General features: G+C 59.5%; 19 protein-coding genes. 10 read left to right on the forward strand and 9 right to left on the reverse strand.

The window, feature by feature from the left end; translation table 11 throughout:
* Positions 1-280 precede the first annotated feature (280 nt).
* The 3 genes from GFS31_RS07485 (at position 281) to GFS31_RS07495 (ending at position 7,031) form a co-directional block, all read left to right on the forward strand.
* Positions 281-781 carry a hypothetical protein gene (locus GFS31_RS07485; RefSeq protein WP_198807568.1) on the forward strand — a complete coding sequence of 167 codons (501 nt, stop codon included), beginning with the start codon at positions 281-283 and terminating at the stop codon, positions 779-781.
* Positions 782-940: 159 nt separating this feature from the next.
* A complete protein-coding gene (locus tag GFS31_RS07490; protein ID WP_198807569.1) occupies positions 941-3,838 on the forward strand; it encodes a PD-(D/E)XK nuclease family protein in 2,898 nt (965 codons plus the stop codon).
* The gene (locus tag GFS31_RS07495; RefSeq protein ID WP_198807570.1) at positions 3,825-7,031 is read left to right on the forward strand and encodes a UvrD-helicase domain-containing protein; all 3,207 of its coding nucleotides are present in this window, start codon (positions 3,825-3,827) and stop codon (positions 7,029-7,031) included. The genes GFS31_RS07490 and GFS31_RS07495 overlap by 14 nt, the downstream gene beginning before the upstream one ends.
* Before the next feature lie 85 nt (positions 7,032-7,116).
* Here GFS31_RS07495 and GFS31_RS07500 read toward each other — a convergent pair whose 3' ends face one another.
* Positions 7,117-8,352, reverse strand: a complete 1,236-nt coding sequence (locus GFS31_RS07500; RefSeq protein WP_317135087.1) for an LL-diaminopimelate aminotransferase — start codon at positions 8,350-8,352, stop codon at positions 7,117-7,119.
* A 118-nt stretch (positions 8,353-8,470) separates the two neighbouring features.
* Between GFS31_RS07500 and GFS31_RS07505 the strand changes: the two genes are divergently transcribed.
* On the forward strand, positions 8,471-10,081 hold the full coding sequence (locus GFS31_RS07505; RefSeq protein ID WP_198807571.1) for a GGDEF domain-containing protein: 1,611 nt from the start codon (positions 8,471-8,473) through the stop codon (positions 10,079-10,081).
* A 135-nt stretch (positions 10,082-10,216) separates the two neighbouring features.
* Here the strand turns inward: GFS31_RS07505 and GFS31_RS07510 are convergent, their stop codons facing one another.
* Both GFS31_RS07510 and GFS31_RS07515 read right to left on the reverse strand, forming a co-directional pair.
* Positions 10,217-10,981 carry a PspA/IM30 family protein gene (locus GFS31_RS07510; protein ID WP_198807572.1) on the reverse strand — a complete coding sequence of 255 codons (765 nt, stop codon included), beginning with the start codon at positions 10,979-10,981 and terminating at the stop codon, positions 10,217-10,219.
* A 98-nt stretch (positions 10,982-11,079) separates the two neighbouring features.
* Positions 11,080-12,330, reverse strand: a complete 1,251-nt coding sequence (locus tag GFS31_RS07515) for a hypothetical protein (protein ID WP_198807573.1) — start codon at positions 12,328-12,330, stop codon at positions 11,080-11,082.
* Between the two features lie 173 nt (positions 12,331-12,503).
* Between GFS31_RS07515 and GFS31_RS07520 the strand changes: the two genes are divergently transcribed.
* From GFS31_RS07520 to GFS31_RS07535, 4 genes are all read left to right on the forward strand, one after another.
* Entirely contained in the window at positions 12,504-12,815 is a 312-nt protein-coding gene (locus GFS31_RS07520; protein WP_198807574.1) for a DUF6464 family protein, read from the forward strand.
* Positions 12,816-12,837: 22 nt separating this feature from the next.
* A complete protein-coding gene (locus tag GFS31_RS07525) occupies positions 12,838-13,425 on the forward strand; it encodes a hypothetical protein (RefSeq protein WP_198807575.1) in 588 nt (195 codons plus the stop codon).
* A gap of 82 nt (positions 13,426-13,507) precedes the next feature.
* On the forward strand, positions 13,508-14,068 hold the full coding sequence (locus GFS31_RS07530) for a pentapeptide repeat-containing protein (RefSeq protein ID WP_198807576.1): 561 nt from the start codon (positions 13,508-13,510) through the stop codon (positions 14,066-14,068).
* A gap of 108 nt (positions 14,069-14,176) precedes the next feature.
* Positions 14,177-14,821 (forward strand): hypothetical protein, encoded by a 645-nt coding sequence (locus tag GFS31_RS07535; protein ID WP_225907612.1) that lies wholly within the window; start codon positions 14,177-14,179, stop codon positions 14,819-14,821.
* Between the two features lie 101 nt (positions 14,822-14,922).
* On the opposite strand, the gene xseA is transcribed toward GFS31_RS07535, so the two are convergent.
* The gene (xseA, locus tag GFS31_RS07540; RefSeq protein WP_198807577.1) at positions 14,923-16,155 is read right to left on the reverse strand and encodes an exodeoxyribonuclease VII large subunit; all 1,233 of its coding nucleotides are present in this window, start codon (positions 16,153-16,155) and stop codon (positions 14,923-14,925) included.
* 354 nt (positions 16,156-16,509) lie between these two features.
* Here xseA and GFS31_RS07545 point away from each other — a divergent pair, with 354 nt between their 5' ends.
* The gene (locus GFS31_RS07545; protein WP_198807578.1) at positions 16,510-17,412 is read left to right on the forward strand and encodes a cell division protein FtsX; all 903 of its coding nucleotides are present in this window, start codon (positions 16,510-16,512) and stop codon (positions 17,410-17,412) included.
* A gap of 46 nt (positions 17,413-17,458) precedes the next feature.
* On the opposite strand, the gene GFS31_RS07550 is transcribed toward GFS31_RS07545, so the two are convergent.
* The gene (locus tag GFS31_RS07550; RefSeq protein ID WP_198807579.1) at positions 17,459-18,235 is read right to left on the reverse strand and encodes an S-adenosyl-l-methionine hydroxide adenosyltransferase family protein; all 777 of its coding nucleotides are present in this window, start codon (positions 18,233-18,235) and stop codon (positions 17,459-17,461) included.
* A 110-nt stretch (positions 18,236-18,345) separates the two neighbouring features.
* On the opposite strand from GFS31_RS07550, the gene GFS31_RS07555 reads away from it, so the two are divergent.
* A complete protein-coding gene (locus GFS31_RS07555) occupies positions 18,346-19,056 on the forward strand; it encodes a cysteine hydrolase family protein (RefSeq protein WP_198807580.1) in 711 nt (236 codons plus the stop codon).
* Between the two features lie 64 nt (positions 19,057-19,120).
* On the opposite strand, the gene GFS31_RS07560 is transcribed toward GFS31_RS07555, so the two are convergent.
* The 4 genes from GFS31_RS07560 to GFS31_RS07575 all read right to left on the reverse strand — a co-directional run bounded on the left by GFS31_RS07560 (position 19,121) and on the right by GFS31_RS07575 (position 21,657).
* On the reverse strand, positions 19,121-19,432 hold the full coding sequence (locus GFS31_RS07560) for a hypothetical protein (protein ID WP_198807581.1): 312 nt from the start codon (positions 19,430-19,432) through the stop codon (positions 19,121-19,123).
* 194 nt (positions 19,433-19,626) lie between these two features.
* A complete protein-coding gene (gene surE / locus GFS31_RS07565; RefSeq protein ID WP_198807582.1) occupies positions 19,627-20,310 on the reverse strand; it encodes a 5'/3'-nucleotidase SurE in 684 nt (227 codons plus the stop codon).
* Between the two features lie 12 nt (positions 20,311-20,322).
* Entirely contained in the window at positions 20,323-21,303 is a 981-nt protein-coding gene (hemB, locus tag GFS31_RS07570; RefSeq protein ID WP_198807583.1) for a porphobilinogen synthase, read from the reverse strand.
* Between the two features lie 216 nt (positions 21,304-21,519).
* Positions 21,520-21,657 carry a photosystem II reaction center protein K gene (locus GFS31_RS07575; protein ID WP_190496662.1) on the reverse strand — a complete coding sequence of 46 codons (138 nt, stop codon included), beginning with the start codon at positions 21,655-21,657 and terminating at the stop codon, positions 21,520-21,522.
* Between the last annotated feature and the right edge of the window lie 16 nt (positions 21,658-21,673).

A 21,673-nucleotide genomic window follows, 5' to 3' on the forward strand; every position in this document is an offset into this window, starting at 1 on the left:
CATTCTGAGTATGTGTTTGCCCTGATAGCTGGGGCATCTTAGGTGGCGGGGCAGAGCCAAATCAGCTACCCTTGGGGCACAGGTTGTTCGGTCGTGCCCAAGACTTTCGATGCGTCCTAGGAGAACGGTTGGGACAGAATGGCAGCATTCCTAGAATCCACCCCATTGCCATGATGTGTCCTGTTCGTCTCGGCTTCTCGTGAGGTCTTGTCTCCTCATTTCCGCGTTTCCAGAGATATCAAATGGTGTCTCGTCCTGTACCTGTTGCTTTTGATGATCTATGACATTTAAGGTTGCTCAAGCCTGCTTTCTGGGTGCCGCTAGCTTTGGCTTGCTGGGGCTTCTCTCTCCCCCCGCAGCGGCGGAGGTGGTGATGAACAAGGGTGAAACTCCCTGCTCCCTGCAAGATAATCGGGGCAATGCCGAAACCCGCGTACCCAATAGCGATACGCGAGAATACGTCCTGGCCATGGAAGAATCGGGGGAACTTCGGGATCCTGGTCTCATGCTAGAGGATGGCAGCTTTTACAGTTTTTACTTCCTGATGGGAGAGGCCGGACAAAACCTCGAAGCGCAAGTGCGTAGCTCCGGCTTTCAGCCCGTGTTGCTGATAACGCACAACGACACCGAAGACGTAGTCGTGGCGGCAGAAGGCGATGAAGACGGCAAAATCTATGAAACCTTTACGCTGCCCCACGAGGGTCTGTACGTCATTGTTGTGAAATCTGCGACGGCTGGCGAGACGGGCACCTTTGAACTGTCCCTTGGGGTAGAACGCTAAGCTACCGATCTACCGATGGAGCGCTCAGGCGGGCCTCTTGGGTGGCGGGGCCATTCGGCAGCGGAAGCTCTCTCCAGCTAGTGCCCCAACCGCTCTACCTAGGGGTTGCTTCAATGGGTGGCGGGATTCAGGCAGCGGCGCAACGACGCCCTCAGCGCCATGGATACTGCTCTCTCTAAAGCCCAGCAGAACGATGGAGAAACGGGGATGGCAAGATTTGTGATAACAGCCCACCAGAGCTATGGTGTCGCCCTGGAATGGTCTGGACGTGCTGGCGATGCAATCGTGACTCCATCGCGGTTAGCGGCGCGGGCATTGCAGGCACGGCCCCAGGATTTGTACCGCTCAGCCCGTAAGGCCATTGAATCGGCAGGAAAGACCATTGCCCCAGACCTCACCGCCCAACGGCTGTTTCGCCAGGTGGTGCAGGAGGTGGCCCAGCCCGTAGACGCCCTCGGCACCGCCAGAGCTTGGTGGCCAGGGGTGAAATCGCTGCTAAAAAGTAGTCCCACTCTGGACGAAGCGACGCCACCCTCAGCCCAAACGGCCCAGCTTTTTGAGGTAGCCAAGGTCTATCAACAAACGCTAGGTGAGCGAGGGCTGATTGATGGTTCAGACCTCTACTGGCACGCTGCCCAGAGCAAGGTTTCTCCTCAGAAAGTGCTGATTTACGGCTACTTCCAGCCCCGCCCCGACGAACTGGCCTGGATCAATGCTCTGGCTGCTGAAGATAGTGTGCTGGTTCTGCCCGTTGCCGATTCGCCGCTGTTTGCCGATAGCCAAGCCGCCGTGGATTGGCTGGTCGCCCAGGGCTGGCAGGTCGTGGGTGAAGCGGGGGCTCAGGACGCTGGCCCAGAGAACGGTATCGCGGCTCAAGCCGTCCGCAACGCTGACACCATCGCCCTGGGGGAATGGCTCAGCCAAAGGTTCTGCGGGGTCAACAACCTGGTTCCTAATGATGAAATTAGATCCCATCAAGTGGGGAACGATGGCGAGGCCACCCTTCAATCCGCGCAACCTTCCGTGATGGCCTACGCCTACAGCACCTTGGAAGCGGAGGTGCGGGGAACCTTGGCGCAGGTCAAAGCGCTCCTCAACAACGGCACCCCAGCCCGCGACATCGCCATCATCGCCAGGGATGAAATGGCCTATGGCCCTAAGCTCATCGACATTGCCTGGGAATATGGCGTTCCCCTGCGGGCGCTGTACCAAACGCCGCTGCTCACCACCCGTTTGGGGGCTTGGCTGGCGCTGTTGGTGGAGGTGATCGAGGCCAAATTTCCCTTTGAGGGAACGGCCCGTCTGCTCAGCCATCCCCTCGCCAGCAACCCAGATCGCGATTTTTGGGCGGCGGCCCGTCGCCAACATCCCCAGGGTTTTGCCGCCTGGGAAAAACTCGCCCAAGAGCAGCTTGAGTTAAACCTCGACCTTCTAGCGCAAATCCGCCAATCCCATAGCCGCGAGGACTGGGTGGCCCTGTGGCAAAGGATTCTCGGCAGGTTTGACCTACGCCGCCGCTGTGCCCGCTGGGCCAGGGAAAGTTTGGCCTTTAATACCGTCAACAACGCCCTGGGGGAACTGGCGAAACCGGAAACGGAGGTGCTGACCTGGGGCGAGTTTCGCCAAGAATTACAGGACTTGCTCGACCGCTTGACCGTACCCGCCCAGCCCGGTCGGGGTGGGGTGGAACTGCACAGTCCCCGTTCGGTGGTGGGGGCCAGGTATGCTCATTTGTTTGTAGTGGGCATGGCCGAGGGCATCCTACCCGCCCCCATCAGCAACGACCCCTTGCTGGATTTCTTTGAACGGCAGCAGCTTCGTCAGCAGGGGATGGTGCTGCCCAGTGCCGCCGAAATGGCCCGACGGGAGGTGCTGGATACCTACTTTTTGCTGCAAACGGTGACGAATTCCGTGGTTTTCTCCTATGCCCAGCTAGAGGGACGTAAGGAACGCTTGCCCAGCCCTTACCTAAAACCCTTGGGGCTAACCCTCAGTGAACCACCCGCCTCGGCCATCGCCAGCCCCGAAGAACACCGCCGCGCCATCCTGCGCCATCATCTCCAAGCCAGCGATCTCCCAACGGGTTCCCCTCAAACGGCTGATCTTCAAGGGATGGAGGCCGACAATCCGGTGCTGACCGCCGCCATCCATGCCTACACCGTCGAGCAAAGCCGCGAGAGCCACCATCCCGCCAACGAGTATGACGGGGTGATTGGGATTCCTTTCAACCAGGCCGATTGGCCCTTTAGCGTGTCGCAGTTGCAAAATTTGGGGCAGTGTCCCTTCAAGTGGTTTGCTAACAAATTGCTGAAACTAGGGCCACCGGAGGACATCAGCGACGACCTCAACCCCAGCCAAATCGGCCAGCTTTACCATCGCGTCCTAGAACTGGTGCTGGCCGAGGGGGGCGAAGATTTCGATCAAACTTTAGCCGATCCAGAGCGTTTTTCAAGTCTCTTAAACGCCGCCTTTGCCCAGGCCGAACGCGACATTCTCCCCCCCAACCTACCCGCCTGGACGCTACGCCGAGAAGAACACCTCCGTGTCCTCGCCCTGGCCTTGCAAGACCCCAGCTTTTTGCCCCCTGGCACAAGTCCTGTGCGGCTAGAGCAAGACTTTGAAGGCGAATGGCACGGCCTGAAAGTGCGGGGCCGCATCGACCGCATTGATCGCACGGATAATGGCCTGGTGCTAATCGATTATAAAACCGGAAAAAGTCGCCCCACGGGCATCAAAAACCACAACGGCAAATCCTGTATTGATCTACAATTGCCGCTCTACCAAGAGGCCGCTGGGCCAGCCCTTTTTCCCGGTGAAAACATCGCCGATGCCTACTACTACTCCATTCGGGGCCGACAGAAAATGGCCCTTTCTTCTAAGGAATCTCCGGGAGATTTAACCGCCGCCATCGACCGTTGCAAAGCCCATTTAGCGGCGGGCCACTATCCGGTACAGCCCGACATCGACCGCAAAGCCTGTACCTACTGCGATTTTGATGCCCTCTGCCGCCAGGGCGACCGCCTCAGCCGAAAGGAGACGACCCATGGGATTGACTAAGCAACAGGAAAAAGCCGCCTATCATGCTCAGAGCGTGGCCGTCACCGCTGGGGCAGGTACGGGCAAAACCCACATGCTCTCCGAACGCTACCGATACTTTTTGGAGAAGGGATTTTCGCCCCTGCAAATTGTGGCCGTCACCTTTACCGAAAAAGCCGCCGCCGAACTGCGATCCCGCATCCGCGCCACCCTGGCCGACTCGATGGGGGATCGTCCCGATGGGTTAGCTGAGCTAGAAGCCGCCCAAATCAGCACCTTCCACGCCCTCGCCGCCCGCATTTGCCGCGAACACGCCGCCATCGCCAACGTGCCCCCAGACTTTACCGTGCAGGACGAGCTAGAAAGCCCCATTTGGCAGGCCGATGTCTTTGCCGATGCCCTCGCCCAACTGCCCAGCCACTTCTATCTGGGCATTCCCTACTCGCTCATGCGCGACGTGCTCTGGAGCTTGCTATCCGACCCCCTCACCGCCGCCCAAGCCTTAGAAAAAGGCCGCGATGATTGGCTCCCCTGGGTGGAACGGATTCAACTTCAGGCGCTAGAGGAATTTTTGGCGAATCCAGACTGGCTACGCAGTAAACATATTCTGCAATCCCACAGCGCACCGGGCGACAAATTAGAGGAGCATCGCCTCGCCGCCCTAGGAGCCATCACGTTCTTAGAAGAAGGCTATACGGATCAGGCTCTGGCGATCCTTGATGGCTTAACAATCAAAGGCGGTAGCCAGAAGAACTGGGGTGATAAAGAGATCTTAGCTACGGTCAAAAAAGCAATTTCCACCCTACGCGATCTGGGACGAGAGGCGATCAAAGCTGGATTGCTCACCCTAACATCCAACGATTACGACGACCAGACCGATGCCCTACTGCCCAACCTGCGGGGGGCTTTTGCCTGGGTGCGCGATTTTCTGCACCAGGCCAAATATCAGCAGCGGGTTTTAGATTTCAACGACCTAGAAGTTCACGCCCTAAAAGCCCTAGAAAATCCAGCCGTGCAGCACTACTACGCCCAACGCTGGAAGGTATTTTTAATTGATGAATTTCAAGACACCAACCCCATTCAAGGTCAATTTTTGGAAACCCTCACTGCCCAGGCCACTATTACCATTGTTGGCGATATCAAACAATCTATCTATGGCTTTAGACGGGCCGATGTGCGGGTATTTGAACAGTGGAAGCAGCGCATTCATCCTAACAATGACCCCGTTGAACTCAACCTCAGTTTTCGTACCCATCAGGCGTTGATCGCCCAACTCAATCAGGTGTTTGATCCGGTGCTAAAGGATTTGCACCAACCCCTTGAGGCCCACCGTCAGGAAGCCCTAGAACCCACTCCCAAGATTCAGCTCTACACGGTGCTGGTGGACGATGAGTATAAGGACGATAAAAGCATCGACACCAACACCGATGCCTGCCGCCGAGTGGAAGCCCAGAAAATTGCCGATTTGGTGGAGGAAATGCTGTCAGCCAAGCGGCTCGTCCACGACAAACCCAGCGGGCAACTGCGGGAAATTCGGCCCCAGGATATCGCCATTTTGTCGCGCACCTGGGGGCCGCTGGAGCTGTACGGCAACGCCATCGCCGCCCGCGATATTCCCATTTTGCAGGCCGGGGGTGGCAACCTCCTCGATACCCGCGAGGCCAAGGATGCCGCTGCGCTTTTACGATTTTTGGCCGACCCCACAGACAGTTTGGCCCTGGCGGCGGTGCTGCGTAGCCCCTTCTTTGCCCTCAGCGACACCACACTCTACACCTTCGCCCAGGCCTTACCCGCCAAAACGGGCTGGTGGAAACATCTGCGAACCAGCGCCGATCCGGCCTTGAGCCGCGCCAGAGACATCCTCGGTGAACTGCTCATCGCCCGCCGCACCGAAGCCCCCACCCGACTGCTGCAACTGGGCGACCGCCTCACGGGGTATACCGCCGTGAGCGCCAACCTGCCCGGTGCCGACCGTCGTTTGGCCGACTGGCAAGGGTTTGGCGAACTGGTGCGTTCCCTAGAATCGGGCAGCTTTGATGTCTTGGCCGTGGTGCGTCGTCTCCAGCGATTGCAGACCGCTGAAGTGAAGGTGCCCCGCCCCGCCCTAGCCGGAGGTAATGCCGTCAGCCTGATGACCATCCACGCCTCCAAGGGGCTGGAGTGGCCCGTGGTGATCGTCCCCGACCTCACCCGCCAGTCTCGTCCCGATTATCCCCTGGTGCGCTTCGACCCTGAACTAGGCATTGCCCTGAAGCTAGAGGATGAAGAGGGCGCACGGCATAGGTCGGCCCTCTATACCCTACTGGAGCAGCGCAAAAAGCAGGAAGAACATGAGGAAGACAAACGGGTGCTCTATGTTGCCCTCACGCGGGCTAGGGATCGCCTCATCCTGACGGCGGCCAAACCCGCTGGCGGTGGTCTCGACGTATTAAGCCCCGGTCTGGAGGGGCTGATTGAACCCTTGCCCATCCCCTTTTCACCCGCCTTGGCCAAACCTGTGGCCCCGGTCGATCCGCCCCTGCCCACCCTGGCCGATCAGATCCTCACCTGCCCCAGCCCCGCCGGATTTGCCGAACTGCCCGTCACTGCCCTCAGCGACTATGCCCTCTGCCCGCTCCGGTTCAAGTTCCGCTATGTAGATGGCCACCCCGGCTACACCAGCGGCCACGGGGGGCCAAACCTAGGCATGGAAATCGGCAAACTCACCCACAAAGCGCTGGAACTGGGCCTCGATCAGGTCAATGCCCTCGCCGCCTACGCCCCCCATTTAGACCTCGCCACCGTGGCAGCAGCCCTCACCCTGGCCCAGGGGTTCCGAGAATCCCCGGTCTATGCCGCCCACCGAGACCGGGCCACCCACTGGGAATACCCCGTTTCCCTTACCGTGGGCCACCTCACCCTCAACGGCGTGGTGGATTTGGTCGGCGAAGACTTTGTCCTCGATTTCAAGACCGACCAAACCATCAGCCCCACGCATCACCAGTTTCAGCTTTGGGCCTACAGTCAAGCCCTCCACAAACCCACCGCCCACCTCGCCTACCTGCGCCACCAGCACCTCCACACCTTTGATGCAGAGGCCCTCGATGCTCTCACCCCCCAGGCCCACGCCCTCATTGACCAACTCGTTCAAGGCCACGTAGCCCCAACCCCCGCTCCCGCGAGGTGCGGCATCTGCCCCTTTACAGAGATTTGCGATGCGAAAGTCCTAGGCTAAGAACGGTTTAAGCTTGAGGGGCGATCCTCGCTGAGCGACAGGCCACTGAGTCATCGGCAACTGGAGGTACCCACACCCTAGGGGGCTATACCAGGCTCACTATCCGGTCGATGGCGTCGGTCAATATTTCGGGGGGATGGACGAGGGCAATGCGGACATAGCCTTCTCCGGCTGGGCCAAAGCCGACGCCAGGGGCTAGGGCTACTCCCGTGGCTTCCACCAGTTTGATGCAGAAATCTATGGAGCGCTCGGCCCAGGGGTGGGGCAGCTTGAGCCAGAGGTACATAGTGGCTTCCGGGGGGGTGACTTCCCATCCGTGGCGGTGGAGGGCGGCGATGGCGGCATCTCGCCGCTGGCGGAAGGTATCGATCATGTGTTGCACGGTGTCTTGGGGGCCGGAGAGGGCGGCAATGGCCCCGCGCTGAATGCCGGGATATTGGTTAAAGTCTACGTTGGCCTTGATCTGCCGCAGGGCATTGATGAGTTGGGCGTTGCCAATGGCGTAGCCCAGCCGAAAACCGCCCATGCCGTAGGACTTGGACATGGAGAAAAACTCGATGGAAACGGTTTTGTCGCGGTCGGCCTGGAGGACAGACACCGCTGGCTTTCCGGTGAAGGTGAGATCGGCGTAGGGAAAGTCGTGGGCGAGGACAATCTGATGCTGCTGACAGAAGGCCACCGCCCGCTGCCAAAAGGCCAGATCAGCGGTGGCGGCGGTGGGGTTGTGGGGATAGCTGAGCACCATCAGCCGGGATTGGGCAAGGATGGCTGGGGGAATGTCTTCAAAGCGGGGGAGGAACTGGTTGTCTTCCCGCAGGGGCATGGGATAGATGTGGCCGCTGGCGAGGTAGACCCCCCCGGCATGGGAGGGGTAGCCTGGATCCATCAGCAGGGCATAGTCGCCAGGATTGAGCACGGCCAGGGGCAGATGGGCTGTACCCTCCTGGGATCCAATCAGCAGCAGCACTTCGGTGTCGGGGTCTACGGAGACGCCAAACTTGCGGGTATACCACTGGGCGGCAGCTTCCCGAAAGGCCTGGGTGCCGGAAAAGAGGCAGTAGCCGTGGGTACTGGTGTCTTCGAGGGCCGTGGCGATGGGCGCTAGGATATGGGGGGCAACGGGCAGATCTGAGGAACCCAGAGAGAGGTCGATAATCGTCTGTCCTGCGGCCTTGGCCTTGGCCTTGGCCCGATCCATGTCGGCAAACACGTTGGCTTGGAGGGGCTGTATGCGCTGGGCTAGGGGCAAAGGGAAATCCACAGAGGTACCGCCACAGAACTCGATGACGTTAGCCATGATATAGCAAAGGTCAGTATCCATCGAAATGGGGAATCCTTAATTTATAGGGTTTCCTGATCCTCCTGATATGTCGTTCCCTTGGGCTACATTGGTCTAGACTCAACCCATTGCCAACGCTCCTGCCGACTTGTCCTGTGCCATGCCAAAACCGCCACCCGCTGCCCTGGGGGATGCCTACCCAGCGCTGCGAAACTTCCTTAAGCTGACGGCACTGACCCTGGATGTGCCCCAGGTGGCGCTGACGGTGCAGGTCGGATCGCGCCCCTACAGCACCGGAGCCTTGAGCTATGGCCCCATGACCCAGGCGGCCCTGCGCCAAATGCTGCAACAGCCCCAGCCCGACCTTGCCCCCATCACCGAAACCCTCTCCCTCGGCACGATCTACCGCATTGAGGAGGCGACCCCATCATCAGCGCCTTCCCAGACAGAGCCCCCTGCCCCTGCCCAAGCGGCGTTAATGGGCCGCATCCATCCCCCCCGCACCTCCTACTACCTGACCCTGTATATTCCGGGCATTGTGGCAGAGTCGCTGTCGGTGTCCCAGGTGAAAACCTTGGCCTACCTGGCTCAGCAGTTGTTGATGTGTCTGCGGGCGGTGCCGCTCCCGCCCGACTTGGTGCCGCCGCCCCTGCCCTCCCAACTGAGTAGCCTAGAGAATCCCGACGATCCCGAAAACTTTGATAATTTGGCCGATCTGGTTCAGCCCAATCAGGACTTTCTCTCCCGCGTGGTGTCCATCAACCCGCCGCGCCCGGTGGGAGACCACCAGGTCTATCCTCGGTTGCCCAGCATGATAGACCTGGTGGCGCAACTCCAAGCCTGCCTCTCCTACGAGCAACTAGGGCAGCTTTTGGGGGAGTATTTGCCGCCGTTTTTCCCGCAGCAGGCCGGACAGTTGACGCTGATTTCGGGGGTGCCTCCCCAAACCTTGGTGCTAGCCCACTGGGGGCATGATCAGCGGTTTAAAACCCTGGTGCAGCAGTGCCCCCTGGTGGATCATCCTGCCCCCTCTCCCCGCTTGGGCCTTTGCACTCGCTGCCACCCGGTTCCTGGCGAAGCCCCCAGCCCCGGCGTTGTATGTACGGTTTTGGGGCACTCTAGTCAGGCCACCTGTCTGCTTCAGGTGAGCCACCTAGACAGCGGCCCCAGCCCCCTGCAAAACACGCTGCTCCAAAAACTATCAGAGCATATGCTCTACGTCATGCAGCGGCTACTGGTGCTAGAGGATTTGCAATCCCAGGCCACCCACGACCCATTGACCGGGTTGCTCAATCGTCGGCCCATGGAAACGGTGCTGCAAAACCTGTGTCAAACCGGAAACCGTCAGCAGTCGGTTAGCCTGATTTTGATTGATATCGACCACTTCAAGGTAATCAACGACACCTTTGGCCATTTGGTGGGCGATCAGGTGCTCAAGGATCTTAGTGTGCTGCTGCGCGGCCATGTGCGGTCGCAGGATATCGTATGCCGCTACGGGGGTGAGGAATTTTGCATGGTCCTGTTCGACACAGCGTTGGATGTGGCCATCAGCCGCGCCGAGAAGATCCGCCGTGCCGTCAAATACCTCACCCTCACCCACGAAGGCACCCCCATCGAACCCCTAACGATTTCCCTGGGCGTGTCTTGCTTTCCTCGCCACGGACAAGACCCAGATCAACTGCTGCAACGGGCCGATCAAGCCCTCTACTGGGCCAAGGCCCACGGTCGAGACCGCACCGCCACCGCCGATGAAGCGGTGACAGAGACCTAGGCCCTTGCCTGCCGCCGTCGCCTGGGCTTGGAGTCAAGGAAAGATGGCACTCCCCCTAGATCCTCTCCCAGCTTTGGGGAGGGCCTAGGGGGGAGTGCGCGTGGGGCCGTCTATCGGCTCTGAGGGTAGCGGGACCTAGATATTGTCGATCTGGGCGCGGAGGGCTTCCAGTTCGGCGTCTACGGCGGTATCCTTGGGGGCGGCGGTGCCTCCGGCGGGGAGCTGAGCTTGATCGACGGTGCCGCCCGATAGCTGGGCTTTCATGGCAGCAAGTTCCGAGTCTACGTCGCCCCCAGCTTCGAGGGACATAAACTGGCTTTCCAGGTCAGCCCCGGCCAGTTCGGCGATGGCTTCGGATTTAGCCTCCATTTGCAGCACTTTTTCCTCCATGCGCTCGAAGGCGGCCATGGCGCTGCTGGTATTGAGGCTGCTGGTGGTGCTTTGCAGTTGTTCGGTGGCCTTGGCGGCGCTGGCGCGGGCCTTGAGCATATCCTTCTTAGTCTTGGCTTCGGCCAGCTTGCTCTCTAGGCCAATCAGGTTGCGCTTGAGCTGATCGACCGTCACGCTTTGGGTATCGAGTTGGGCCTTGAGGGCGGCGGCGGTTTCGGCCTGGGTTTTCTTGCGGACGAGGGCTTGGCGAGCCAGTTCTTCGTCGCCCTTTTGCAGCGCCAACTGAGCCCGCTGCTGCCAGGTATTGGCTTCGCTGCTGGCCTTGTCGTACTGCTGCTGTACGCGCTTTTGGCTGGCGATGGCGGTGGCCACGGCCTGACGCATCTGCACCAGGTCTTCCTGCATGTCAACGATGGCCTGATCGAGGATTTTCTCAGGATCCTCCGCTGCACTAACGGCAGCGTTGAGGTTAGAGCGAACCACTCGGCTAACCCGATCAAATAAGCCCATGATGTCCTGCGTCCTTAAACGGTGTATCGCAATGTCTTTCCTAGTTTATCGAAAGTGAACCGGATCGACTGGAGTCTAGCCGGGGGGATCGACCGATTTTAGGATTCGTCATACCAAACAGCACGCCACGCTTGTTCAGCCTCGGCGGTGGCCAGTTCCCGCTGCACCTTTTGGTACTGCTTGCCCAGCTTGCGCAGGTGCCCTAGGGCTTTCCGCAGTTTGCTGCGCCCCATGGAGGACTGTACATCGCCAAACTCGAGATCCGCCAGCCGCAGGTGAACGGCGGCAAGGTGGGTCATGCGCCCATCCCTGGGATCATCGTCCTCCTCGTCAAGATCGTCATCGGGGTCGTCGTCCTCGTCGGGGTCATCGTCTAGGCGGTCGCGATCCGAGGGCTCTTCGTCTAGGGCATCGTCCATCGTCCCGGCCATGGCCACTAGCACGCTGAGCACGTTGGGTACTGCCCGTCCCCGCATTGGCCCCATCTCAGATTCCGAGGCGGCATCTAGGATAGCCTCCGGCAGATTTGGGATAATCTGCGCCTCTTGCAGCCGTTGGTTGACCTGCTTCGAGACTTGCTGAAGCAGGATGCGAAGGTGTTGCTCTAGCCAAATGTGCTGCTTAGCGAGGCGGGTTGGGGTCATGTTGTCCCCGGTAAACAGCGATTCCCCAAAGGTTTCGGCCATTTCTTCGGCCAATGCCGCCATCACCATCGACTTGAGGATGGACGGTAGCGGCACGTCGTCATCCTCGTCCTGCGAATCCTCGGCTTGCCCGTCGTCCTGCCCGTCGTCCTGCCCCAGATAGCTGGAATCGCGGGCTTCTGCATCGGCGTTATGATCTCCCGGCCCCTCCGGCGATGGAGGGCTGGCGGCGCTTGAATCACCCAAAGCATCTGAGGCATCTGAGGCCCCTAAGGCATCGGCTACATCTGAGGAGCCTGGGCGATCCGGCACATCGTCTGCCGCCGTACCGGGCAAGAATCGGATCGCCAGATTTGATCCTCCCAGCAAGCTGGGGCGGATTACCCTGCCTGGCTCATTAGCGGAGGGAACTGAGGTGCCGACGGGGGCCTCTAGGAGCTGTCCTAGCTGGGTTTGAGCGGCCTTGCCCAGGCGGCGGATATCCCGCTGAAGGGCCTCTCGCTGGGAGACGGACAGGGCCAAAAACGCTTCTGGGTAGACCTGGGTACAGAGGTGGTAGGTGGCCATCACCACCTGCCGCTTCGCCGCTATGCCTAGGTTGTCGAGGTAGCTGGCGTACAAACGACGGAACTCTGCCGCCAGAGAGACCGTGGTAGCCGTGAGGCTATCAATTTCTCGACGAATGGTTTCTACTGGCCTAACCATGGACTATTTTTCACCGAACCACGACTTATCATGCCCGCTGTAGGTAGCCACAGCGGGCTTCTACATTACAGATCACTAAGGAACGCAACGCAACGTACCAATCTACTCCGCGATAGGCGAGGAGACCGGGGGAGCAAGGTAGGATAATTCTGCCAAGTTTTTCGCCCCTATTCATGCTCATTATTGCCCTCATTTTCATCGTTGGTCTTGCCCCGGCCTGTATCTCAGCCTATCTCAGCATTCGCGAGGATCGGGCCGCTAAGGACTACGGCGTCGGGGGTGCGGTGTCTCCCCTGCCCAGCATCACCCGTATGCTGGAGGGCAATGACGACATGCACTACGTCGATGGCCTGGGCTATATGGTTGGCGATATTACCTGCGATCTCAATGCTCGCTCGCCCTATTTGCGCTGCGCCATCAACCCCCTGGGGCCGTGCGATGGATGCAGCGCCTACGCCCCCAGGGTCTTTGATCGCCAGGTTTAGTCGGCCCTAGATGAATGCCTCGATGACGGCCTGGGATACTCCCCACCCGTGGCTCACTGCACCCGAACCCGGCGTTGACCCTGTGGTGCGGGCCAATGCCTACCTGCGCTGGGTGCGCCAGCGTTCCCCCCAATCCGACTGGATTACCCTCCCCGTGGCAGCAGAACAGCACTTGGCGGTGCTCACAGCCCTAGGCTTAGACATCCACACCCTCAACCAGCAACTGCACCAGATTTTGATGGATCTGCTGGCCGGACTGCGCCTAGAGGAGCGGCCCCTAGTGCAAATGGTGGCGGCTCCCCTGGCCCTGAGGGTAGGCATTGACGGCCTGTGTAACCTGCAAACCCAGCCCATCACGCTAATTGTCGATCCCAGCCGCATTGCGGTGGACGATTGGCCCCACCTCGTCGTCCACGAACTGGCCCACGCCCTCACCCAGGGCACAGGCCACGGCCCTCGTTTTTTCCACGCCCTCACGGCCCTCTGCATTGCCCAAGATTTGCCCATCCCCCCCAGCGACAGCCTTCAGCGTGGCCTGTTGCCCTACTGGCCCCCCTGCCGCCCCAACCCCCAGGCCGATCAATTCTGGTCAGCGGGAGAATGGGGCTAGGGACGCATGAGCCCAATGAGGGCGTTCCAGGCTGGTCGTTGGGTGGGACAATAGCCATATTCCTAAACGATTGATAACGGTTATGAAACGTCTCTTCGCCCTCCTGTGCCTGGTTGTCCTGCTGTGGGGAGTGGGGGTTCGCCCTGCTGCTGCCGCGATTCCAGAGGATGTCCAAAAACTGCTCGACACCAACGAATGCCCCGTCTGCATCCTCAATGAAGCCGACCTGCACGGGCTGGATCTGGCCAGCGCCAACCTCAAAATTGCCGTCTTGGTCGATGCCAACCTGGTGGAGACCGATCTACACGACGCTAACCTGATGCTGAGCGACCTAGAAGCTGCCAACCTGACCGGGGCCAACCTTGCCAATGCCCGCATGAACGGGGCCAACCTGCTGCGAACCACCCTGGCCGGGGCCGATCTCTCCGGTGCGGAAATGACCCAGGCCAACCTAGAGGACGCTGACCTCTCTGGGGCCAACCTTTCCAATGCGGTGATGCTGAGCGTGACCCTCGGATCCGCCAATATGGAAAACGCCAACCTGACCGGGGCCAACCTGCGCGGCGTCAACCGCAGTATGGTGCGCTTCTGCAACACCACCATGCCCGACGGAGCCATCGAAAACCGGGATTGCGGCAAGTAGTATCTCCATAGGCAGCCCCATAACCCCTAGCGGTTTTGTGGTGGATGCGGAGTACCTGTCCGCCTAGGAATAAGGGGCTTAAGCCCCTTGCTGAACCCCGCAATAACGATGGTCAATCAGCCGATGGATCTCTTTTCCCAGCCCCCCCGCTGCCGCGTTGGCAAGGTGGTGAAGTCCAACTCCCACTGCGACTATGTGGTGCAGGTGGACGATGCCCAGGATGTCGTTACTCCGCCCAGCCCGGAGGATTGTGGCTTTGGTCAATTCGTCAGCTTCGACAACGACCGCCGCCACTGGGCCGTGGGATTGGTTTACAACTCCCAACTGTTCAACCCCTTGTTTCTCAACAACGGCCCCCGGCTGTCTAGCGAACCCGACCCCCTCTTCACCCCCGACCTGGTACAGGAAACCCGCACCCTGCTGGGCATCGTCTTGGTGGGCAGCTTTGCCGAAGGAGATCAAGGCCGCTACGGCATCCACGGCATCCCCCGCGTAGTCGTCCCCGCCAACACCGCCGTCTACAAAATGACCGACGAGGAAATCTACCAGTTTCACCGCAACGGCGAGGGGAAATCCCAGTTCAGCTACTACAGCCATTTGCTGCGATCCGGCGGATTGTTTGCCGCCCAGCTCGCCCTACAAGTGTTGACCGACCTGGTAGACAGCCACCTCTTCAGCGAGGTGGAGGAAAAGGCGCTGCAAGTGCTGGGTAAAGAACTGAGCTGGAAAAATACCCTAGGGGCCATCCGCTAGGGGTTCAGAGTCGGATCAGGGTTTAGAAAACACGAGAGTGGGGAGCCGTCAGCCGTCAGCGGACACTGCGGACGCCGATGTAATATCGCTGGCAAGATCCCTCAACGCTGGGGCTCCGTGGCCATCACCTGCGCTGTGACTTGGCCCTGGGCGAGTTGGATTTGGAGAACTTGGCCGGGGCTCAGATGATCCGCTTGGGTGACGAGGTGTCCGGCCTCGTCTTTGACCAGGGCATAGCCTCGGCGGATGACGGTGTCGGGGTCGAGGGTCATCAGGTGGGCGCGGAGAGCTTGGCAGCGGTCGGTGGCGCGGCGCAGTTCGCCCTGGACAGCGTAGGTCAGACGCCCCTGAAGCTGCGACATTTTGGCCTGCTGTTGTTCCAGCCGTTGATCGATCCGCAGCCGTTGCAGCCGTTGGCCCAGAGTTTGGAGGTCGTCCTGGGCGAGGGCAAGCGTCTCTGTGACCACGGTTTGCAGTCGAGCCTGCCGTTGCTGGTGGGCCGCTTCTAAGTCGGCCAGGGCCGGGACAGCAGCCAGGGCAGCGGCGGTGGGGGTGTGGGCACATAGATCGGCGGCGAGGTCGGCCAGGGATTCGTCGCGCTGGTGGCCGATGCCTGTAACAACGGGGATGGGGCAATCGGCCACGGCCCGCACCACTCGCTCATCGTCGAAGCAGTCTAGATCCTCGCTGGCCCCGCCGCCCCGTGCCAAAATCACCACCTCAGCTCGGCCATCCTGCGCCACCCGATCTAGGGCTGCTGCGATGGAATCAGGGGCACTATCTCCCTGCACAATGGCCGGGGAAAAGAGAATGTGCAGCCCTGGGTGGTGATGGCCCAAGGATCGCTGAATATCCCCCCAGGCAGCGGCTTGGGGCGACGACACCACGGCAATGGTGCGGGGCAGGGTGGGCAGGGGCCGTTTATACTGCGGGTCGAACAATCCCTCGGCCTCTAGGCGCTGTTTGAGCTGGCGCAGCCGGAGTGCCTTCAGCCCGTCCCCCGTGGGCAACACCTGCCAGACGGTGATTTGATAGCTGCTGCGCTGGGGATACACCTTCACCGTGCCCAGCACCATCACCTGTTCACCCACCTTGGGCAGGTCGTTCATTTTGGCAAACTGGCTGCGCCACGCCACACAGCTAATGGTGGCCTTGTTGTCTAAATCCGTCAGGTTAAAAAATAAACCCTTACTGTGGGAGTTGGCGCTAGAAACCTCCCCAACGACCCACACCCGCCGCAGTTGGCTGTCTTCCTCCAGCAGGGCTTTGATATAGTCCACCAATCCGCCCACACTGAGGGGATCCGCAGCCGGGAGGGACGTAAACGAAACCATAGACACTCAATCGGCAACAGGTCTAAAGGATACCCCTTTCACCATAGCCCGATATTGGGAATTAGCCCGATGTTATGAATTAGGCCGATGTTGGTAATCAGGCCGATGTTGCAAAGCCACACGTTTGCTTGACAAGCCCCCAACAGGTCGATAGCCTCTACAGATTGACGATAGTCTCTACAACCCCACAGGTCACACCACAGATTGAACACCGTGACCCAGATGGGACAGCGCGACCTAGCTTGGGCCTTCCTCTTGGTTGGCCCCTTGGCCGGGGTATCGGTGTCTAGGGGTGCCCAAGGAAGCGGATGTCCTAAACTCAGTCCAGCGCCCAGAGGATGGGCAGAGGTAGCCATGTTCTCGTTTTTTACCCAGGTTGACTATCTGCTGCGGGAAACGCTGCTGGGTCTGCGGCGGGGCGGCTGGATGAACTGGGCCGCCATCAGCACCATCACAGTCTTGCTCTTTTTGTTTGGGGTGAGTTTGCAGTCCACCTGGCAGCTAGAGCGGCTGCTGAACCAATTTGGGAGCCAGCTTGAGGTGTCAGCCTATTTGCAAAGCGGGTTTCAGGCCAACGACCTACGGGCCGCTGTGGTTGCCATTCCCAACGTGGTGGAGGTCACGCCCATCACGAAAGAAGAAGCCTGGGCCAGTCTCGTGCAGGATTTGGGGATTTCCAACATTGAGGGCGCTACGGCCCAACTGAGGGGCAACCCCCTAGTGGACGAACTCAAGGTCAAAGCTAGGGACTCGGAGGCTGTTCCCGCCATTGCCAACCAGCTGGAGCAACTGGAAGGAGTGGATGAGGTACGCTACATCGACGAGGCCGTGACCCGACTGGCCCAGCTCAACGAAGGACTCCGATGGACTAGCATCATGGTCATCACCGTCCTCACCTTCACAGCCACCGCCGTCATCACGACCACCATCCGCCTGATTGTGCTGGCCCGCCGCCGCGAAATTGAGGTAATGCAGCTCGTCGGAGCCACCCGCACCTGGATCTATTTGCCCTTTATCCTACAAGGGGCCAGCTTTGGCATTGCCGGAGCCGCCGTGGCCTGGGGGCTGTTGTTCACCATCCAAACCTTCTTGGCCGAACTCGCTCAGCAACAGGCCGACTTCATCCAGTTCCTTGCCCAGGGGCTCAGCCTCAATTCCCAGCAGTTGATCGTCCTGGCCACGGCCTTGCTGGGGCTGGGCACCCTGGTCGGGCTCATGGGGAGCCTGTTGGCGGTTCGTAAGTTCTCCCTGCGGTAAGTCACCTTAGTTTGGGGTAAGCCTTGATGACCCACCCGAGGAAAGGCTAGGGATGTTGTACCAGGCACACCCGATCTCCAATAGCAAGGCCCAACTCGTTCTGGGCGCTGCCTTGGTTCATAGCGATTTCCAAAAAACCGTGGCTACCGACTAGGGCTAGGGGGGCACCGGGAGCCACATCATTGTAGGCGGTGGTGCTGGGCAGAGTTTTCTGATGCCAAAGGAGATGCCAGGGGCCATCGCTGAGGTGGATCGCTGGAATGGTGGTGATGGCATTGCCAAAGTGGTCGATGTATTGGATGCTGCCCTCCAGCCCTTGGTCGGTGTGTTGGAGGGGTGATACCGGGAGCTGCACCAGGGATTCTGGCGCAAGGGGGGTGCCTAGGGCCGCTAGCGTCACCCCATTGGCCATGTGGGCCGCTACGGGGGCAAAAATATCTCGCCCTTGGAAGGTGGCGCTGGGGGTAGACAATCGCCAATAGGCCGGGTTTGTAAGCTCCACTGCCTCTAGCACCGGGGCGTATTCCAGCACGCCGCTGAGGATGCCGTTGTCTGGCCCCACAAAACAGCCCCCCGCCAGCCGCACCGCCACGGCCCGTCGGTTAGTCCCCACGCCAGGATCAACAACGACGAGATGCACCGTGTGGGGCGGAAAGTAGGGAAACACGCTCAACAACTGAAACCGCGCGGCCCAGAGGTCTTGGGGTGGGATGTCGTGGGTTAAATCTACTATGGTGGTGGTGGGGCAACGGCTGGCAATAATGCCCTTCATTACGCCCACGTAGGCATCCTGGTGGCCAAAGTCGGTTAATAGCGTAATCATGGCATCGGTTTTATCACGGCCTTGCCCTTAGAATAGACCCTGTCTAAGCCAGAGAAACCGTTTTTGTAGAAAAATGGTTAGAGACTGGCGGTCTGAGGAAAATCTTGGCGATGGCTGTCATTGCGGCGCAACCCTACGACTATCCGCTGCCCACCGAGACGGGGATAGCCCTAGTCATTATCGACATGCAGCGCGACTTTTTGGAACCAGGAGGCTTTGGGGCCGCCCTGGGAAACGAAGTTAGCCGCCTTCAGGCCATTGTGCCCACGGTGCAGCGGCTGCAACGGGCCTTCCGGGAACGGGGCTGGCTGGTGCTGCAAACCGTGGAAGGCCACCGCCCCGACCTAACAGACTGCCCTCCCAGCAAGCGCCAGCGGGGCAACGCCGCCCTCAAAATTGGCGATCCAGGGCCGATGGGGCGAATTTTGGTGCTAGGGGAACCGGGCAATCAAATCATCCCAGAACTGGCCCCCAAGCCCGATGAACCCGTAATTGCCAAACCGGGCAAAGGCGCGTTTTACAACACAAATCTAGAGTTTCTGCTCAAAACCCACCACATTAGTCACCTGATTGTAACTGGGGTGACAACGGAAGTCTGTGTGCAAACCACCCTGCGCGAAGCCAACGACCGAGGCTATGAATGCCTTTTGGTCGAAGACGCCACCGAAAGCTACTTCCCCGAATTTAAACAAGCCACCCTGGACATGGTACGCGCCCAGGGTGGCATTGTAGGTTGGACGGCCACCGCCGACCAAGTCCTGGATGGGCTTACGGACATCCCCCTCAACCCCCAGAACAAGGAGGCGTCCTCAGCCTGCTAGTCTGCGGCTCAGCTCGTCGTCGTTGGTAATCCGCTGTAGACAATCTCCCAGGGGCAGAGGTCAATTAGCAGTGCCACAGCAGTTTCAGATCCGCTTGTCGGGTTTCGGCGATGCGTTGATCTTGGTAGTGCAAGTCTTCTAGCCAACGACGCAACTCAACCTCAGATACTAAATGTACCGATTGCCCCGTGATGGGATCGTAGGCGTTCCAGGCTGGAGCGCTGTCCCGGCTCTGGCTTTGCCACACCCGTGGTTCATCCGAGATCTCGACATGGCTGATCACGAGCTGCCACAACCGATGCAGCCACTCCGCCGCCCTCGATGGGGATGATTCGGAATAGGCCAGTTCGGGCCAATAAGCGGTATGCACCTTCATAGTTCACCTCCTGCATTTCTTTTATTAGCCTAATTTTCTGTAGCAAAAATTACAAAAACTGATGTTCATGGATGACATGAACAAAGTTGATAGTTCGGGCTCTTAGGATGATCTAGGACGGGTGCCGCCTTGCGATAGTTGAGCCCATTGGGGGCAGCGATAATCGAGGGTGAGGCCGTCACTCGTTCTAGGGCCTACCAAAGGCAGATTTTGGTGACAGCAATGTTGCCCCCAAAGCAAACCGCCACATCGGAATCGGGGTCGTGGCGGCGGTTGCCGTACTGGCCTGTGTAGTGAAACTGGTTGTCTTCAACCTTGAATTCTGTGGGCAGCGGCTGGGTGCAGGGCGGGCAGAACACCATCTCCGGCTCTGGATCGTGGGTTTGGAGGTGGGGCAGGTTCACGTTCCAAAAGCACCCCGGTGAAAGCGGTTCCGCCATCAGGGTGCGGATCACCTTAGTGGCCAACTGGCGGGCCTTGCCCCAGTCAATGGGCTGGCGATTGCGAATGTAGTGGGAAATGGCGATGCCAGGAACCCGCAACAGGGCCGCTTCTCGCACCGCTGCCACCGTCCCGGAAACGTAGAGATCCGCCCCCATGTTGCCCCCGGCATTGATGCCCGACAGCACCCAAGTGGCCTCAGGACACAGGTGCCCCAGGGCCACACGGGTACAGTCGGCGGGGGTGCCGCCAATGGCAAAGGCGCGGTCGTCGCGGGGTTGGATGGCAATTGGCCCACCCCGGTTCATCTGGTGGCTACAGCCGGAGAGATGCTGATCCGGCGCAACCACCCAGGTCGGCTGATCGGCCAGGGCATCCCGCAGGGCTTGAATACCAGGGGCGTCGATACCGTCGTCGTTGGTGAGGATAAGGGTCATGGATGGAGGTATTTAGGCCAGCCAGCGGGCCACATCCTTGGCATGGTAGGTGAGGATCAGATCCGCCCCAGAGCGCTTGAAGCTAGTCATGGTTTCCATCACGATTTTTTGCTCGTCCACCCAGCCATTGAGGGCGGCGGCTTTCACCATGGAATATTCGCCAGAGACGTTGTAGGCAGCGACGGGCAGATTGGTGGCTTCCTTCACCCGCCAGATGATGTCCATGTAGGCCAGGGCGGGCTTCACCATCAGCATGTCGGCCCCCTCGGCGATGTCGAGCTCAATTTCCTTCAGGGCTTCGGTGCCGTTGGCGGGATCCATTTGGTAGGTGCGGCGGTCGCCAAACTGGGGTGCGCTTTCCGCCGCATCCCGGAAGGGGCCGTAGTAGGCGGAGGCGTACTTGGCGGCGTAGGAGAGAATCGGCGTATCGCTGAATCCGGCCTCATCCAACCCGCTGCGAATGGCCTGCACAAAGCCATCCATCATGCCAGAGGGGGCGATGATGTCGGCCCCTGCCTTGGCTTGGGCCACCGCTGTTTTCTTCAGCAGTTCTAGGGTGGGATCGTTCAGCACCCGTCCGCTGAGGTCGCCCACTTCCAAGTAACCGCAGTGGCCGTGGGAGGTGTATTCGCACAGGCAGGTATCCACAATCACCAGCAGGTCGGGGACGGCTTCTTTCACCGCCGTGGTGGCCCTTTGCACAATGCCGCAGTCGTGCCAAGCCCCAGTGGCGTCGGTGTCTTTATCGGTGGGAATGCCAAACAAAATGATGGCGGGAATGCCCAAATCGTAGACTTCCTTGGCCTCTTCGACGATTTTATCCACCGAAAGCTGGTACACCCCCGGCATGGAGGAAACTTCCTTGGCCACGCTTTCCCCCGGCACCGCAAACAGCGGATAGATCAAATCCGCCTGGGTGACGATGTTCTCTTGCACCATGCGGCGAAGTTGAGGATGCTGGCGCAGACGACGGGGACGATGGGTGGGGAACATAGGCGACGATGCCGAACAAGGGCAAGGAAAAACGGCGATGAAAAAACGTAAAGATATCTAAAACTAAACCGCCATTTTGGAGCGAATACAAGCGGTTGGTTACGTTCTGTAACCTGAAATCGACGGCCTGATATGGCCATGAAAAAAGCTGCCATAGACCCATGACAGCTTTTTAGGGTTTAGAGCCCATCCGTTCGTGGGTGGCCCCCAAAAACCTTATTTGAAGCCCACGGCGGCTTGCCACACAAAGGCCAGCAGCAGGAAGAAAACGGGAATGATGGGCAGCACATCCACCAGGGGATCGAACAGTGAATAGGCTTCGGGTAGCTTAGCCAGCAGCATTACAGCATCCATGAACGGTTAATCCTCT

Origin of the sequence: Leptolyngbya sp. BL0902, from assembly GCF_016403105.1 — a bacterium.
Lineage (GTDB): Bacteria > Cyanobacteriota > Cyanobacteriia > Phormidesmidales > Phormidesmidaceae > Nodosilinea.

Coding starts and splice junctions, on each gene's coding strand:
- GFS31_RS07485 (WP_198807568.1), top strand. CDS start 281: ATGACATTTAAGGTTGCTCAAGCCTGCTTTCTGGGTGCCGCTAGCTTT.
- GFS31_RS07490 (WP_198807569.1), top strand. CDS start 941: ATGGATACTGCTCTCTCTAAAGCCCAGCAGAACGATGGAGAAACGGGG.
- GFS31_RS07495 (WP_198807570.1), top strand. CDS start 3,825: ATGGGATTGACTAAGCAACAGGAAAAAGCCGCCTATCATGCTCAGAGC.
- GFS31_RS07500 (WP_317135087.1), bottom strand. CDS start 8,352: ATGGATACTGACCTTTGCTATATCATGGCTAACGTCATCGAGTTCTGT.
- GFS31_RS07505 (WP_198807571.1), top strand. CDS start 8,471: ATGCCAAAACCGCCACCCGCTGCCCTGGGGGATGCCTACCCAGCGCTG.
- GFS31_RS07510 (WP_198807572.1), bottom strand. CDS start 10,981: ATGGGCTTATTTGATCGGGTTAGCCGAGTGGTTCGCTCTAACCTCAAC.
- GFS31_RS07515 (WP_198807573.1), bottom strand. CDS start 12,330: ATGGTTAGGCCAGTAGAAACCATTCGTCGAGAAATTGATAGCCTCACG.
- GFS31_RS07520 (WP_198807574.1), top strand. CDS start 12,504: ATGCTCATTATTGCCCTCATTTTCATCGTTGGTCTTGCCCCGGCCTGT.
- GFS31_RS07525 (WP_198807575.1), top strand. CDS start 12,838: ATGACGGCCTGGGATACTCCCCACCCGTGGCTCACTGCACCCGAACCC.
- GFS31_RS07530 (WP_198807576.1), top strand. CDS start 13,508: ATGAAACGTCTCTTCGCCCTCCTGTGCCTGGTTGTCCTGCTGTGGGGA.
- GFS31_RS07535 (WP_225907612.1), top strand. CDS start 14,177: ATGGTCAATCAGCCGATGGATCTCTTTTCCCAGCCCCCCCGCTGCCGC.
- xseA (WP_198807577.1), bottom strand. CDS start 16,155: ATGGTTTCGTTTACGTCCCTCCCGGCTGCGGATCCCCTCAGTGTGGGC.
- GFS31_RS07545 (WP_198807578.1), top strand. CDS start 16,510: ATGTTCTCGTTTTTTACCCAGGTTGACTATCTGCTGCGGGAAACGCTG.
- GFS31_RS07550 (WP_198807579.1), bottom strand. CDS start 18,235: ATGATTACGCTATTAACCGACTTTGGCCACCAGGATGCCTACGTGGGC.
- GFS31_RS07555 (WP_198807580.1), top strand. CDS start 18,346: ATGGCTGTCATTGCGGCGCAACCCTACGACTATCCGCTGCCCACCGAG.
- GFS31_RS07560 (WP_198807581.1), bottom strand. CDS start 19,432: ATGAAGGTGCATACCGCTTATTGGCCCGAACTGGCCTATTCCGAATCA.
- surE (WP_198807582.1), bottom strand. CDS start 20,310: ATGACCCTTATCCTCACCAACGACGACGGTATCGACGCCCCTGGTATT.
- hemB (WP_198807583.1), bottom strand. CDS start 21,303: ATGTTCCCCACCCATCGTCCCCGTCGTCTGCGCCAGCATCCTCAACTT.
- GFS31_RS07575 (WP_190496662.1), bottom strand. CDS start 21,657: ATGGATGCTGTAATGCTGCTGGCTAAGCTACCCGAAGCCTATTCACTG.